The organism is Erythrobacter sp. 3-20A1M, assembly GCF_018636735.1.
Classification (GTDB): Bacteria; Pseudomonadota; Alphaproteobacteria; order Sphingomonadales; family Sphingomonadaceae; genus Alteriqipengyuania.
Map to the genome: position 1 here is coordinate 727,670 of NZ_CP045200.1, position 13,011 is coordinate 740,680.

At 65.3% G+C, this 13,011-nt stretch carries 16 protein-coding genes and 1 tRNA gene; 11 read left to right on the forward strand and 6 right to left on the reverse strand.

Annotation, left to right across the window (positions count from 1 at the left end; genetic code table 11):
- The first annotated feature begins 7 nt into the window (after positions 1-7).
- From rpoH to F7D01_RS03530, 4 genes are all read left to right on the forward strand, one after another.
- A complete protein-coding gene (gene rpoH / locus F7D01_RS03515; protein ID WP_215228858.1) occupies positions 8-913 on the forward strand; it encodes an RNA polymerase sigma factor RpoH in 906 nt (301 codons plus the stop codon).
- A 94-nt stretch (positions 914-1,007) separates the two neighbouring features.
- Entirely contained in the window at positions 1,008-1,676 is a 669-nt protein-coding gene (gene mtgA / locus F7D01_RS03520; RefSeq protein WP_215228859.1) for a monofunctional biosynthetic peptidoglycan transglycosylase, read from the forward strand.
- 5 nt (positions 1,677-1,681) lie between these two features.
- Positions 1,682-2,593: a cation diffusion facilitator family transporter gene (locus F7D01_RS03525; RefSeq protein ID WP_215228860.1), complete on the forward strand. Its 912-nt coding sequence runs from the start codon at positions 1,682-1,684 to the stop codon at positions 2,591-2,593.
- A gap of 106 nt (positions 2,594-2,699) precedes the next feature.
- Positions 2,700-2,843 (forward strand): hypothetical protein, encoded by a 144-nt coding sequence (locus F7D01_RS03530; protein ID WP_215228861.1) that lies wholly within the window; start codon positions 2,700-2,702, stop codon positions 2,841-2,843.
- Positions 2,844-2,925: 82 nt separating this feature from the next.
- On the opposite strand, the gene F7D01_RS03535 is transcribed toward F7D01_RS03530, so the two are convergent.
- The 3 genes from F7D01_RS03535 to F7D01_RS03545 form a co-directional block, all read right to left on the reverse strand.
- Positions 2,926-3,129: a hypothetical protein gene (locus F7D01_RS03535; RefSeq protein WP_215228862.1), complete on the reverse strand. Its 204-nt coding sequence runs from the start codon at positions 3,127-3,129 to the stop codon at positions 2,926-2,928.
- Between the two features lie 138 nt (positions 3,130-3,267).
- Entirely contained in the window at positions 3,268-4,533 is a 1,266-nt protein-coding gene (gene clpX / locus F7D01_RS03540) for an ATP-dependent Clp protease ATP-binding subunit ClpX (protein WP_215228863.1), read from the reverse strand.
- Positions 4,534-4,668: 135 nt separating this feature from the next.
- Positions 4,669-5,373: an ATP-dependent Clp protease proteolytic subunit gene (locus F7D01_RS03545; RefSeq protein WP_251567035.1), complete on the reverse strand. Its 705-nt coding sequence runs from the start codon at positions 5,371-5,373 to the stop codon at positions 4,669-4,671.
- 122 nt (positions 5,374-5,495) lie between these two features.
- Here F7D01_RS03545 and F7D01_RS03550 point away from each other — a divergent pair, with 122 nt between their 5' ends.
- Positions 5,496-7,001, forward strand: coding sequence for an amidase (locus F7D01_RS03550; protein WP_215228864.1), 1,506 nt, complete (start codon positions 5,496-5,498; stop codon positions 6,999-7,001).
- 21 nt (positions 7,002-7,022) lie between these two features.
- On the opposite strand, the gene tig is transcribed toward F7D01_RS03550, so the two are convergent.
- Positions 7,023-8,696, reverse strand: coding sequence for a trigger factor (gene tig, locus F7D01_RS03555; RefSeq protein WP_215228865.1), 1,674 nt, complete (start codon positions 8,694-8,696; stop codon positions 7,023-7,025).
- Positions 8,697-8,758: 62 nt separating this feature from the next.
- Positions 8,759-8,843 (reverse strand) — tRNA-Leu (locus F7D01_RS03560).
- Positions 8,844-8,980: 137 nt separating this feature from the next.
- Between F7D01_RS03560 and F7D01_RS03565 the strand changes: the two genes are divergently transcribed.
- From F7D01_RS03565 to F7D01_RS03575, 3 genes are all read left to right on the forward strand, one after another.
- Positions 8,981-9,244 carry a hypothetical protein gene (locus tag F7D01_RS03565; RefSeq protein WP_215228866.1) on the forward strand — a complete coding sequence of 88 codons (264 nt, stop codon included), beginning with the start codon at positions 8,981-8,983 and terminating at the stop codon, positions 9,242-9,244.
- Between the two features lie 10 nt (positions 9,245-9,254).
- Positions 9,255-9,437 (forward strand): hypothetical protein, encoded by a 183-nt coding sequence (locus F7D01_RS03570; RefSeq protein ID WP_215228867.1) that lies wholly within the window; start codon positions 9,255-9,257, stop codon positions 9,435-9,437.
- Positions 9,438-9,514: 77 nt separating this feature from the next.
- Complete coding sequence (locus tag F7D01_RS03575) at positions 9,515-9,835, forward strand: DUF3297 family protein (protein WP_215228868.1); 321 nt, start codon at positions 9,515-9,517, stop codon at positions 9,833-9,835.
- Between the two features lie 3 nt (positions 9,836-9,838).
- Here the strand turns inward: F7D01_RS03575 and F7D01_RS03580 are convergent, their stop codons facing one another.
- Entirely contained in the window at positions 9,839-10,657 is an 819-nt protein-coding gene (locus tag F7D01_RS03580) for a CHAP domain-containing protein (RefSeq protein WP_371819677.1), read from the reverse strand.
- A gap of 129 nt (positions 10,658-10,786) precedes the next feature.
- Here F7D01_RS03580 and der point away from each other — a divergent pair, with 129 nt between their 5' ends.
- The 3 genes from der to F7D01_RS03595 all read left to right on the forward strand — a co-directional run bounded on the left by der (position 10,787) and on the right by F7D01_RS03595 (position 13,008).
- Complete coding sequence (gene der, locus F7D01_RS03585) at positions 10,787-12,196, forward strand: ribosome biogenesis GTPase Der (protein WP_215228869.1); 1,410 nt, start codon at positions 10,787-10,789, stop codon at positions 12,194-12,196.
- Positions 12,193-12,711: a DUF2721 domain-containing protein gene (locus tag F7D01_RS03590; protein WP_215228870.1), complete on the forward strand. Its 519-nt coding sequence runs from the start codon at positions 12,193-12,195 to the stop codon at positions 12,709-12,711. Before der ends, F7D01_RS03590 begins: the two co-directional genes overlap by 4 nt.
- Positions 12,712-12,801: 90 nt before the next feature.
- Positions 12,802-13,008 carry a hypothetical protein gene (locus F7D01_RS03595; RefSeq protein WP_251567036.1) on the forward strand — a complete coding sequence of 69 codons (207 nt, stop codon included), beginning with the start codon at positions 12,802-12,804 and terminating at the stop codon, positions 13,006-13,008.
- Positions 13,009-13,011 lie beyond the last annotated feature (3 nt).

The following is a 13,011-nucleotide window of genomic DNA, read 5'->3' on the forward strand; positions in this document are numbered from 1 at the left end:
GGAAGACATGAGTAGCAATAAAGCGGTGGCCATTCCGGCACTCGGCGGGGAACAGAGCCTCAACCGCTATCTGTCCGAAATCAAGAAATATCCCGTACTGACGGCGGAGCAGGAATACATGCTCGCCAAGCGTTATGCCGAGCACGAGGATCCCGACGCGGCAGCACAGCTGGTATCCAGCCACCTGCGGCTCGTGGCGAAGATCGCCATGGGTTATCGCGGCTATGGACTGCCCGTCAGCGACCTCATTTCCGAAGGGAATGTGGGCCTGATGCAGGGCGTGAAGAAATTCGAGCCCGATCGCGGCTTTCGCCTCGCCACCTACGCCATGTGGTGGATCAAGGCCAGCATCCAGGAATTCATCCTGCGCAGCTGGAGCCTCGTGAAGATGGGCACCACCGCCGCGCAGAAGAAGCTGTTCTTCAACCTGCGCCGGATGAAGAAGCAGCTCGACGCCTACGAGGATACCGACCTGCATCCGGACGACGTAGCCAAGATCGCCACCGATCTCGGCGTGCCGGAGCAGGAAGTGATCAACATGAACCGGCGCATGCTGATGGGGGGCGATTCCTCGCTGAACGTCTCCATGCGCAGCGACGAGGAGGGCAGCGGCCAGTGGCAGGACTGGCTGACCGACGATCGCCCCCTGCAGGATGAAACCGTCGCCGACGCGGAAGAAGCGCAGGTGCGCCACGGGATGCTGATCGAGGCGATGGACAGTCTGAACGACCGTGAGAAACATATCTTCACCGAACGGCGCCTGACCGAGAACCCGCAGACGCTCGAAGAGCTGAGTCAGGTCTACGACGTCAGCCGCGAACGTATCCGCCAGATCGAGGTACGCGCGTTCGAGAAGGTGCAAAAGGCGATGAAGACCATCGCCAGCGAGAAGCTGCTGCCGACCGCCGCCTGACCGGGCGCATGAGTACGCAAACGAGGGCCCTGCCGGTGCGGACCGGCAGGGCCCTTGTTGTATCGGCCGTCCGCACGCTTTAAGAGCCACCGCAATGCGCTGGCTGCTGAAAATACTCGCCTGGGCGGTCGGCCTGTTTCTCGGGCTCAGCCTGCTCTTCGTACTGCTCTACAAGTTCGTGCCGGTGCCCGTCACCGCGACCATGCTGATGGACGATAACGGCATCACGAAGGATTGGGAGCCGCTGTCCAATATCGATCGGAATATGGTGCGCGCGGTGATCGCGGCGGAGGACAGCAAGTTCTGCAGCCATGACGGCTTCGACCGCGAGGCAATCGAGAACGCGATCCAGCGCAACGCGCAAGGCGGGCGGATTCGCGGCGGCTCCACCATCAGCCAGCAGACCGCGAAGAACGTCTTCCTGTGGCAGGACGGCGGCTATTTCCGAAAAGGTCTGGAAGCCTGGTTCACCTTCCTGATCGAGAAGATCTGGGGCAAGCGGCGGATCATGGAAGTCTACCTGAACGTCGCGGAGACCGGGATCGGGACTTACGGCGTGGAGGCGGGTGCGCAGCGCTACTTCCGCCATTCCGCCGCCCGGCTCACCCCGCTGGAGGCCGCGCGGATGGCCGCTGCCCTGCCGCTGCCCAAGAAGCGCGCGGTCGCCAACCCATCGGGCTGGCTGCGGCGTCACGGCGGCACCATCGCCCGCCGGATCGGCACCGTACGGCGTGACGGGCTCGATCGCTGCGTGTACGACTGACGGCGATGGGCGCAGGGCACTCCCATTCGCATGATCACGGCGCAGGGCACAGCCATGCTCCCGCCGATTTCGGGCGCGCCTTCGCGATCGGGGTCGGGCTGAACACCGCCTTCGTCGCGGTGGAGGCGTTCTACGGTTTCGCCGCCGATTCGATGGCGCTGATCGCCGATGCCGGGCACAATCTGTCCGACGTGCTCAGCCTGCTGCTGGCGTGGGGCGCGAGCGTGGCGGCCAAGAAGCCGGCGAGCCAGCGATACACCTATGGCTACAAGAGCTCGACCATCCTCGCCGCGCTGGCGAACGCGATGCTGCTCCTGATCGCGATCGGTATGATCCTGGTCGAGGCGATCCAGCGCTTCTCCGACCCGCAGCCGGTCGCCGCGGGAACGGTGATGGTGGTCGCCGGCATCGGGATCGTGATCAACACCGTCACCGCGCTCCTGTTCATGCGCGGACGCAAAAGCGATCTCAACGTGCGCGGTGCCTATCTGCATATGGCCGCCGACGCCGCCGTGTCGGCCGGCGTGGTACTGGCAGGCGCGGCGATCTGGTGGACTGGGCTCGCCTGGATCGATCCGGTCACCAGCGTCGTGATTGTCGCCGTCATCGCCTGGGGAACCTGGGGGTTGTTGAAGGAAAGCGTCAGCATGGCTTTGAACGCCGTGCCCGATGCGGTGGACCAGGAAGGCGTGAAGAGCTTTCTGGAGGGGCAGGACGGGGTCGTCGCGGTGCACGATCTGCATATCTGGCCCATGAGCACCACCGAGACCGCGATGACCGCGCATCTCGTCATACCAGAGGGCCACCCGGGAGACGATTTCCTGCGCCGCGTGGCGGACGAGCTCGCCCATCATCACCGGATCGGCCATACCACGCTGCAGATAGAGCGCGACCGCGCCTGCGCCACCGGCTGCTGATCCGCGCCCGGTCGCCCGAATTCCACGACCACGCGCGGGATCGGAATTCGGCACCTAACCGTTTCATATTCCCGCATAACCCCGTGCGGGATTTTGGAGTGGTCCGATGAACGAGAAGGACAAGAACCGCCAATCCCAGCCCGACGATAAGCAGGCCCGGGATCGCCAGACAGAGCAGCAGGCTGGCAAGAACCAGCAGCCCAGCCAGTCGAAGCAGCCGGGTAAGGACAGCGGTTCGCAGCAACGCTGACCGCGTAATTCCCTGACGGGAAACAGAAAAAGGGCCGCCCGCGAGGGCGGCCCATTCTCGTATGCGCTATCGTCGCAGCCGGTCAGTTGACCTGCTGCTGACCTTCCTCGTCGGCGACAGGCAGATCGCCGGTCGGATCGGTTTCCACCATTCCGGCAACCTGGTCGTAGACCTGCGCGTTGTTGTCCATCTGCTCTTTCAGCTCGGGATTCTGCTCGCCGACGTGGCGGAAGAACTGTCCGGCATCGCGCAACAGCTTGGCGGCGAGTTCGTTGGTCTGGGCCATGGAATTACTCCTGATATCGTAAAGTCATGAAAAAGGGCGCGCGCGCCGGATGGCACGCACGCGCTCGGGAACGGCGCCGTCTGGCGCGCGAACGGATTGCGATGCGGAATTGGGGATGAGAGGCGGCTGACGCTAAGGTCAGGCCGCCGCCTCGTCCTTCTTCTCGCTGCTGACCACGCGGATCGGCTCCTTGCGGCCTTCGACCACGTCCTTGTCGATCACGACTTCGGACACGTCGTCGAGATCGGGCAGGTCGAACATCGTGTCGAGCAGGATGCCCTCCACGATCGAGCGCAGGCCCCGCGCACCGGTCTTGCGCTTGATCGCCCGCTCGGCAATCGCGCGCAGCGCATCGTCAGTGAAGGTGAGCTCGACATCTTCCAGCTCGAACAGCTTGGCGTACTGCTTCACCAGCGCGTTCTTCGGTTCCTGCAGGATGGTCACCAGCGCATCGACGTCGAGGTCGTGCAGCGTGGCGATCACCGGCAGGCGGCCGACGAATTCGGGAATCAGACCGAACTTGAGGAGATCCTCCGGCTCGCTCTTTTCCAACAGCTCGCCGATGCGGCGCTTGTCGGGGTCCGCGACATGCGCGCCGAAGCCGATCGAACGCTTCTGCAACCGGTCGCCGATGATCTTGTCCAGCCCGGCGAACGCGCCGCCGCAGATGAACAGGATATTCGTCGTGTCGACCTGCAGGAATTCCTGCTGCGGATGCTTGCGCCCGCCCTGCGGCGGCACGCTGGCGGTGGTGCCTTCCATCAGCTTGAGCAGCGCCTGCTGCACGCCTTCGCCCGAAACGTCGCGCGTGATGGAGGGATTTTCCGCCTTGCGCGTGATCTTGTCGATCTCGTCGATATAGACGATGCCGTGCTGCGCCTTCTCGACATTGTAGTCGGACGCCTGCAGCAGCTTGAGGATGATGTTCTCCACATCTTCGCCCACATAACCCGCTTCGGTGAGCGTGGTCGCGTCGGCCATGGTGAAGGGCACGTCGAAGGTGCGCGCCAGCGTCTGCGCCAGCAGGGTCTTGCCCGAACCGGTCGGGCCGACCAGCAGGATGTTGGACTTCGCCAGTTCAACGTCGCCCTGCTTGCCCGCATGTTTCAGACGCTTGTAGTGGTTGTGGACCGCCACCGACAGCACACGCTTCGCACGGTCCTGCCCGATCACGTAATCGGCCAGCGTGGCGCAGATTTCGGACGGCGACGGCACGTCGCCTTCCTTGCGTCCGCTCAACCCGGCCTTGGTCTCTTCACGGATGATATCGTTGCACAGCTCGACGCACTCATCGCAGATGAACACGGTGGGGCCGGCGATCAGCTTGCGCACCTCGTGCTGGGATTTGCCGCAGAAGCTGCAGTACAGGGTACTTTTGCTATCGGTTCCGCTCAATTTCGTCATATCCTGATTTTCCTCCCCCTTGCCTGGCCATGCAAGGGGATTCGACCGAGTGTATCGCGCTCGATCGGTTTTACAACACTTGCCGCCCTATAACGCGCCGCCTTGCCAAGGGCTTAAGCGGCGCGAAATGGCGGATCATTCCGGGGCGCCGCCGGACCCATCGTCTTCGCCGGTGGTCTCGCTTTCCGGCCGGGTCTCGAACACCTTGTCGACGATGCCGAACTCCATCGCTTCCTCTGCCTCGAGGAAGGTGTCGCGGTCCATCGCCTTCTCGATCTCGTCCAGGCTGCGCCCGGTATACTTGACGTAGAGATCGTTCATCCGCTTCTTGATGCGCAGGATTTCGCGCGCCTGGATCTCGATATCGGAGGCCATGCCGCGGGCGCCGCCGCTGGGCTGGTGCACCATGATGCGCGCATTGGGGAGCGCGATGCGCATGCCCGGCTCACCCGCGGCGAGGAGGAAGCTGCCCATGCTGGCGGCCTGCCCCAAGCATACGGTCGAAACGCGCGGCTTGATATACTGCATCGTGTCGTGGATCGCCATGCCCGCGGTCACCACGCCGCCGGGCGAATTGATATACATGCTGATCGGCTTGGACGGGTTCTCGCTTTCGAGGAACAGCAGCTGCGCCGTGATGAGTGAGGCCATCCCGTCTTCCACCTGGCTGGTCACGAACACGATGCGTTCGCGCAGCAGGCGGCTGAAGATGTCGAAGCTGCGCTCGCCCCGGCTGGTCTGCTCGACCACCACCGGCACCAGTGCGCCGGTCACCGGATCGCGGGTGAACTGGCCCTGCGTGCCGTAGGTTTCGCCGAGCTGCGCGGAAAGATCGATCATGTTAAGTCTGAACCCTCTCGTCTGAAGTCCAGCCCTATGTCGCGCGTGGGTTCGCGATGTTCAAGGGGGTGAAGGGCGACATCCCCTTGCAATCACCCCACACGCGGGCATGATCGGTATCCATGACCAGATACGCGCTCGCGCTCGCCGCACTCGCCCTCCCTGCCAGCGCGGTTTGCGCGCAGGAAACGATCGTAATCCAGGAAACGGCACCTGCGGCGATATCCGATACGCAGGCACAGATCGAGCGGATCAGGACGCTCGACGATGCAGGCCCCACGCTGAATGCCGTGATCGTCTACGACCCCGATGCCGCGCGGCAGGCGGTCGCCAATACCGAGCGCCCGCTCCAAGGCCGGACCGTGCTGGTGAAGGATAATATCGAAACGCGGGAGTGGCCCACCACCGCGGGCAGCCTCGCTCTGGCGAACAACATGACCGGGCGCGACGCGCCGTTGATTGCCAGGCTGCGCCGGGCGGGCGGCGTGATCCTGGGCAAGACCAATCTCAGCGAATGGGCGAACATCCGCTCCAGCAATTCGACCAGCGGGTGGAGCGCGGTCGGCGGGCAGACCGGGAACCCGCACGCGACCGACCGCAATCCGTGCGGTTCCTCCTCGGGCAGCGGCGCAGCGGTGGCGGCGGGCTTCGCCTGGGCGGCGATCGGGACCGAGACCGACGGTTCGATCACCTGCCCCGCCAGCGTTAACGGCGTGGTCGGGTTCAAGCCGACCGTCGGCGTGGTCAGCCGCACCCATGTCGTGCCGATCAGCCATTCGCAGGACACCGCCGGGCCGATGGCGAACAGCGTGATGGATGCCGCGCTGCTGCTGGGCGCGATCGCGGGCAGCGACCCGGCCGATCCGGCGACGAAGGATGCGGACAGCCATCTGCGGGATTTCACGCAAGGCCTGGCGACGGCTTCGCTAAGGGGCGTGCGGATCGGCGTACTGCGCAAGCAGGCGGGCGACTTCGCCCCCGTCACCGCCCTGTTCGACGCGGCACTGGCCGATCTGCGGCGTGCCGGGGCCGAACTGGTCGAGATCGACTATTCCCCGAACGACGAGATGTACCGGGACGAATTCACCGTGCTGCTGTACGAACTGCGCGAGGACCTAGGCACATATCTGGCCGGATCGCCGGCCGATATTCCGGTCCGCTCGCTCGCCGATGTGATCGCATTCGACAAAACCCATGCGGCCGAGGAAATGCGCTGGTTCGGGCAGGATATCTTCGAGCAGGCGGAAAGCACGACGGATCGCGCTGCCTACCGCGCCGCACGCGAGAACGCGCTGCATCTGGCGGGCGAGCAGGGCATCGACCGGCTGCTGCGCGAAAACGCGGTGCAGTTCCTGATCGCGCCGACGACCGGGGCGGCGTGGCCGATCGACCTGATCTACGGCGATCATTATCCCGGCGGAATCGGCGCGGGATCGCTGGCCGCGATCGCGGGCTACCCGCACCTGACCGTGCCGATGGGCGCGGTCGAAGGCCTGCCGGTGGGGTTGAGCTTCATGGGCGCGAAATGGCGCGACCACGATGTGCTGAAGGCGGGCGCCGCCTATGAACGCGCGCGCACGGCCGAACTGCCGCAGCCTTCGATGAAGCCGTGGGCGCCGCGCGACTGACGCGCAGCGCCCGAGCGGCGATCACTTCTTCGTCGAAGCGGGCTTCTTGGCGGCAGGCTTCTTGGTTGCCGCAGCCTTTGCCGGAGCTTTCTTGGCCGGGGTCTTCTTCGCCTCAGGCTTGTCCGCATCCGCCTTCGCGGCGGGCTTCTTCGCCGGGGCTTTCTTGGCCGGAGCCTTCTTTTCGGCGGCGGGCTCGTCGTCGGACTTCGCCGGCGCAGCCTTCTTGGCCGCGGCCTTCTTGGCAGGAGTCTTCTTCGCGGGCGCGGCGTCCGCCTCGGACTCGTCCTTCTTGGCTTCGGTCTTCTTGGCCGGGGCCTTCTTCTTGGCGGCGGGCTTCTTCTTCGCCGCAGGCTTGGCCTGCTCGTCGGACTCCGCCTCGATCGCGGCTTCCAGTTCCTCGCGCGTCACTTCGCGGTCGGTGATCTCGGCCTTGTCGAACAGGAAGTCGACGACCTTGTCCTCATACAGCGGCGCGCGCAGCTGGGCGGCGGCCATCGGCTCCTGCTGGACGTACTGCATGAAGCGCTCGCGATCTTCCTCGCGATATTGCTGCGCCGCCTGCTGAATCAGCATGCTCATTTCCTGGCCGGTGATTTCCACCCCATTGGCCTGGCCGATCTCGGACAGCAGCAGGCCGAGGCGCACGCGGCGCTCGGCGATCTGGCGGTAATCGTCCTTCTCCGCCTCGATCTCCTTCAGCGCGCCCTCGGGATCCTCGTCCTGCGAGGCTTCCTGCTGGAGCTGGGCCCAGATCTGCTCGAACTCGGCGTCGACCATGCCCTGCGGCACCGGGAAATCGTGCCCCGCCGCCAGCGTGTCGAGCAGCTGGCGCTTCATCTGCGTGCGGGTGAGCCCGGCGGTTTCCTGTTCCAGCTGACCGCGGATCAGTTCCTTCAGCTTGTCGAGGCTGTCGAGGCCGAGGTTCTTGGCGAATTCATCGTCGAGCTTGGTTTCGCCTTCGACCTTCACCTGCTTCACGGTGACGTCGAAAGTGGCTTCCTTGCCCGCCAGCTGCTCGGCCTGGTACTCTTCGGGGAAGGTGACGGTGATGGTCTTCTCGTCGCCCGTCTTGACCCCGGTCAGTTGCTCTTCGAAGCCAGGGATGAAGGTGCCGGAACCGAGCACGATCGGGGCATCCTGGGCGGAGCCGCCGTCGAACGGTTCGCCGTCCAGCTTGCCGACGAAATCGACGATCAGCTGGTCGCCATCCTTCGCCTTGCGCGTCTTGGGCGCGTCGGAATAGCTCTTGTTCTGGCCCGCGATCCGCTCCAGCGTCTCGTCGATCTGATCGTCGGCCACCGGCACCGTCAGCCGTTCCAGCTCCAGCCCGTCGACGCTCGGCGCGTCGATCTTCGGCAGCACTTCCAGGCTGACGTCGACCTTCGCATCCTTGCCCTGCTCGTAGCCTTCGCCCAGTTCCACCTGCGGCTGCATCGCGGGGCGCAGCTCGTTCTTGCGGATCACCTCGTCCACGCTGTCGCGGATGGTGTCGTTGAGCACCTGCGCGTGGAGCTGCTCGCCATGCATCTTGCGCACCAGATTGGCCGGCACCTTGCCCGGGCGGAAGCCGGGCATGCGGACCTGCGGGGCGATCTTCTTCACCTCGGTCGAGATCTTCTCGTCGATCTCCTTGGCCGGGATGGTAACCGTGTAGGCGCGCTTGAGGCCCTCATTGGTGGTCTCGGTGATCTGCATGCTGTGGCTCTTCGAAGCTTTCTGTAACGTCGTGGGCGACGGACTGCGCACTGCGGCGGGACTGGTGCGGGCGAAGGGACTCGAACCCCCACATCTTTCGATACTGGTACCTAAAACCAGCGCGTCTACCAGTTCCGCCACGCCCGCAACCCGAACGAAGCCGCGCAGGCGGGATGGGCCGCCTGCGGGTGAACGCGCGCCTCTAGTCCGAACGCGACAAAAGGGCAAGCGCACGGAACAGCATCCGACCGGGCGACGTTGATTGCGGGAGAAAGGATGCGGCCATGCCGAAACCGAAAGACGACTACGATACCGCGCGGGTGCCCCCCGCCACCCCGCCCGCGATCGACCCGGACGCAAAGCCGGTCGATGCCCGGGAACTGGCCCGCGATAATGGCGACAGCGATGCCGATGGCCATTCCAAGTTCGATCGCCCTGGCGAGCAGTCCGAAATCGACAAGGAACGTGAAGCGGCGATGCGCGAAGGCGAACGACACGAGGGCGAAGGCGAAAGCCAGCCCGAACTCGATGCCCTGCCCCCCGACTAGGAGATTGAGAATGGCAACCCAACCTGGCCAACCCGCCCCCGACACGATCGAACCCGGCGCCCCGCCTGAAACCCCGATCGAGCCGACGCCGCAAGAGGCGCCCGGTCGTCAGCCGGACGAAATCGATCCTCCTTCGCCCGACATCGACGAGCCGGACCGTGGTCCGGTCGAGACACCCCCTCCGCCCGATTGATAGCGCCCGACTGATCGCCTGCGATCGATACCGTGCCCGCTTGCCAGTCGCAGGCGGGCGGATTATCGGCCCCTCCCATGAGCGAAGAGCAAAATCCCGATACCGGCGCACAGGATGCCGCCGCCACCGGCAGCGACACCCCGCCCGATCACCTGTCGGTCAATCCGCGCAGCGAGCATTTCGACAGCGACGCGCTGCAGCGCGGGGTCGGCATTCGGTTCAAGGGTCGGCAGCGCCACGATATCGAGGAATATTCGATCTCCGGTGGATGGGTCCGCGTACAGGCGGGCAAGACCGTCGATCGTAAGGGTCGCCCGCTGACGCTAAAACTCACCGGCCCGGTAGAGGCGTGGTTCGAAGACCTCGGCGACGATGCCCCGGTGGCAAAGGCGGACTAGTCCCTACTCGTACTGCGCGATGACTGCGGCATAGCGGTCGCGCGGCAGAGCGCTCCGCTTTCCCGCAGCTGCGGCAGGTTTCGCCGGAGCATAGTTTGCCGTCAGCACCGCCAGTCCGCCTGGAGTGCGTGCAGCTGTGCGAACCGGTGCCCGCTCAGCGGGTTTTGCAGTACTTCGCCTCTCGGGAGCACGAGCTTCGCTGGTCGTGCGCGGAGAGGTCGGCGTGGCGAAGGCACCCAGAAACTGCTTCGATGGCGCGCCGCTGACAGGTGCAGCGCGGGCGACCCGAACCCCGGGTTCGACCCGCATCCGGCGCTTGGCCTTGCCATCCGCATAGATGAAGCCGCGCACCGGCCATTCCGTGGTGCCCAACCCACCCACCGGCGCGTACCATACCCGCACCTGGCTCCAGTCGTTGGCGGGCGAGACGTCCACCGCCTTCACCCCGCGTTCGATGCGGCCGCGTCGCCCGTCGATCGGCGACCAGTTGGCATGGTCAAGCAGCACCGTGCGCGAATCGATCACCTTGGATACCGCGGCGACATGGCCCAGGGTCATGTTCCCGTACGGTGCGAATGCCATCACCGCACCGACGCGAGGCGCGTGGCCGCGGGCATACTGCCCCTCCGCCTGATCCCACCAGGTATAGGCGTCGCCATAGATCGCGATGCCACTTACTTCGCGCGCATAGGGCACGCATTGGAGATAGGCCGGCAATTCCAGTTCGCCGTCTTCGCCGCCATCGGCCAAGGCGTCGGCCAGGGCCGGGGTTGCGGGAAGCATTGCGAATACCGGCAACAGTGCGATAAGGAGAGGCTTCATGGCGCTGCCACCTATGTCGCCAATATGCTTAACACTTACCTAAACCGTGTGGTTGAGGGAAATTAACGCCGCTCGTCAGCCCGCCTCCGGCCTTCGCTGCCAGCGCGCAGCACGAACGGTACATCCGACATGACAACGCCAGCCAACCCATCCCCCCAGGTGATCATCATCGGTCGCCCCAATGTCGGCAAGTCGACGCTGTTCAACCGGCTCGTCGGCAAGCGGCTGGCGCTGGTCGACGATCAGCCGGGCGTCACGCGCGATCGCCGCTTCGGCGATGCCGAGATCGCGGGCCTTAAGTTCACGATCGTCGATACCGCGGGATGGGAGGACGAGGATCCCAACAGCCTGCCTGGCCGGATGCGCGCTCAGACCGAAGTCAGCCTGGAGGGGGCGGACGCGGCGCTGTTCGTGGTCGACGCGCGCGCCGGGCTGACGCCGCTGGACGAGGAAATCGCCCGCTGGCTGCGCGGGCAGGACGTGCCGGTGGTGCTGGTCGCCAACAAGGTCGAGGGGCGCGCCGCCGATCCCGGCTTCTACGAATCCTTTTCGCTCGGCTTCGGTGAGCCCGTGGCGGTGAGCGCCGAGCACGGCGAAGGCATCGCCGATCTGTTCGACGGGCTCTGGCCGCTGATCGGGCATAGCGAGAAGCAGGCCGATGCCGACGAAGCGGCTGGCAATGGGCCGGAGGAGACCGAGGAGGCGCCGCAAGGTCCGCTGAAACTGGCGATCGTCGGGCGTCCCAATGCGGGCAAGAGCACGCTGATCAACCGCCTGCTGGGCGAGGATCGACTGCTGACCGGCCCCGAAGCGGGGATCACCCGCGATTCGATCGCGGTCGACTGGAACTGGCTCGACCCGCGCGACGGCTCGCGCCACGAGATCCGGCTGATCGACACCGCGGGGATGCGCAAGAAGGCGCGCGTGGTGGAGAAGCTGGAACGGCTGAGCGTCGCCGACGCCCGCCGCGCGGTCGATTTCGCGGAGGTCGTGGTGCTGCTGCTCGACGCAACGCAGGGGCTGGAGCATCAGGACCTGAAGATCGCGAGCATGGTGCTGGAGGAAGGTCGCGCGCTGATGATCGCGATCAACAAATGGGACATCGCCGAGGATGCGAGCCGGCTTTTCAACGGGATCAAGGGCGCGCTCGACGAAGGGCTGGCGCAGGTGCGCGGCCTGCCCGTGTTCGCGGTGAGCGCCAAGACCGGCAAGGGTCTCGACACCATGCTGGGCGCGGCGTTCGAGATTCGCGAGGCGTGGAGCCGCCGCGTGCCGACATCGGCGCTGAACCGCTGGTTCGAGGATGCGCTGGCGGCGAACCCGCCCCCTGCCCCCAAGGGTAGGCGGATCAAGCTGCGCTACATCACCCAGGCCGGCACCCGCCCGCCGCGCTTCGTGGTGTTCGGAACGCGCCTCGACATGCTGCCCAAGAGTTACGAGCGCTATCTGGTCAACGGGATCAGACGCGAACTCGGCTTCGACGCGGTCCCGGTGCGCGTGGTGCTGAAGAGCCCGAAAAACCCCTTCCAGTCGACATGATCGATCTCGCGCTGCTGACCGCGCATTCGCTTTCCAGCGACCTGCTCGAAAGCACGCGCAGCACCGTCCGGGTGCAGGCGATCGTTCAGTTGAGCCTTGCGCCTGCCTTCCTGCTGGCCGGGATCGGGGCGGTCATGAACGTGATGACCAACCGGCTGATCTGGGTCGCCAACCGGATCGAGACGATCCGCGAGCGCGAGGCGGACGGGCGCGCCGGCGAAATGGTGGCAGACCTGCCCTCGCTCGAACAGCGACGCCTCTATGCGCAGGCCGCCCTGATGTTCAGCACCGCAGCGGCGCTGGTCATCAGCATCGTGATCGCGCTGCTGTTCGTGTCCGCCTTCATCCGGCCGCAGATCGGCACGCTGATCGCCATCGCGTGGATCGTAACGATGATCTTCCTTGTATTGGGCCTGGGCTGTTTCGCGCTGGAGGCGCGCACCGCCGCACGGCGCAACCGCCTGCGCCTGCGTGCGATGGTGCGTCGGAGCCGGGACCAGGTCGGACCCGATTAACCACATTTCAACGGCAGCGGTTTAGCGATGGCCATCGGCCCCGCTCCTCGCAAGGAATGATAGGCGGGGCGCGGGGGGGAGGTTCGCACGATGGCTATCGCGGTTATCAAGGGTTCGCTGTCGGGTGCCCTCGTCACCTGGCTGGTCGCACTGTTCATCGGCTCGTCCGGATCGACCGGAGCGCAGCTCGCGATCCACAAGATCTATTTCGAGCAGCACAGCTTCTACTGGTCGTGGCCGTTGTTCCTCGGCCTGACCGTCCTGTTCGCGTCCATCGTATGGCTGATGGATTCCTGAGGC

What these genes read in the sequence shown, in the direction of transcription:
- mtgA (WP_215228859.1), top strand. Translation starts at nt 1,008, where the DNA reads ATGCGCTGGCTGCTGAAAATACTCGCCTGGGCGGTCGGCCTGTTTCTC.
- F7D01_RS03535 (WP_215228862.1), bottom strand. Translation starts at nt 3,129, where the DNA reads ATGGCCCAGACCAACGAACTCGCCGCCAAGCTGTTGCGCGATGCCGGA.
- F7D01_RS03565 (WP_215228866.1), top strand. Translation starts at nt 8,981, where the DNA reads ATGCCGAAACCGAAAGACGACTACGATACCGCGCGGGTGCCCCCCGCC.
- F7D01_RS03590 (WP_215228870.1), top strand. Translation starts at nt 12,193, where the DNA reads ATGATCGATCTCGCGCTGCTGACCGCGCATTCGCTTTCCAGCGACCTG.
- rpoH (WP_215228858.1), top strand. Translation starts at nt 8, where the DNA reads ATGAGTAGCAATAAAGCGGTGGCCATTCCGGCACTCGGCGGGGAACAG.
- tig (WP_215228865.1), bottom strand. Translation starts at nt 8,696, where the DNA reads ATGCAGATCACCGAGACCACCAATGAGGGCCTCAAGCGCGCCTACACG.
- F7D01_RS03525 (WP_215228860.1), top strand. Translation starts at nt 1,682, where the DNA reads ATGGGCGCAGGGCACTCCCATTCGCATGATCACGGCGCAGGGCACAGC.
- F7D01_RS03550 (WP_215228864.1), top strand. Translation starts at nt 5,496, where the DNA reads ATGACCAGATACGCGCTCGCGCTCGCCGCACTCGCCCTCCCTGCCAGC.
- F7D01_RS03570 (WP_215228867.1), top strand. Translation starts at nt 9,255, where the DNA reads ATGGCAACCCAACCTGGCCAACCCGCCCCCGACACGATCGAACCCGGC.
- der (WP_215228869.1), top strand. Translation starts at nt 10,787, where the DNA reads ATGACAACGCCAGCCAACCCATCCCCCCAGGTGATCATCATCGGTCGC.
- F7D01_RS03530 (WP_215228861.1), top strand. Translation starts at nt 2,700, where the DNA reads ATGAACGAGAAGGACAAGAACCGCCAATCCCAGCCCGACGATAAGCAG.
- F7D01_RS03575 (WP_215228868.1), top strand. Translation starts at nt 9,515, where the DNA reads ATGAGCGAAGAGCAAAATCCCGATACCGGCGCACAGGATGCCGCCGCC.
- F7D01_RS03545 (WP_251567035.1), bottom strand. Translation starts at nt 5,373, where the DNA reads ATGATCGATCTTTCCGCGCAGCTCGGCGAAACCTACGGCACGCAGGGC.
- clpX (WP_215228863.1), bottom strand. Translation starts at nt 4,533, where the DNA reads ATGACGAAATTGAGCGGAACCGATAGCAAAAGTACCCTGTACTGCAGC.
- F7D01_RS03595 (WP_251567036.1), top strand. Translation starts at nt 12,802, where the DNA reads ATGGCTATCGCGGTTATCAAGGGTTCGCTGTCGGGTGCCCTCGTCACC.
- F7D01_RS03580 (WP_371819677.1), bottom strand. Translation starts at nt 10,657, where the DNA reads ATGAAGCCTCTCCTTATCGCACTGTTGCCGGTATTCGCAATGCTTCCC.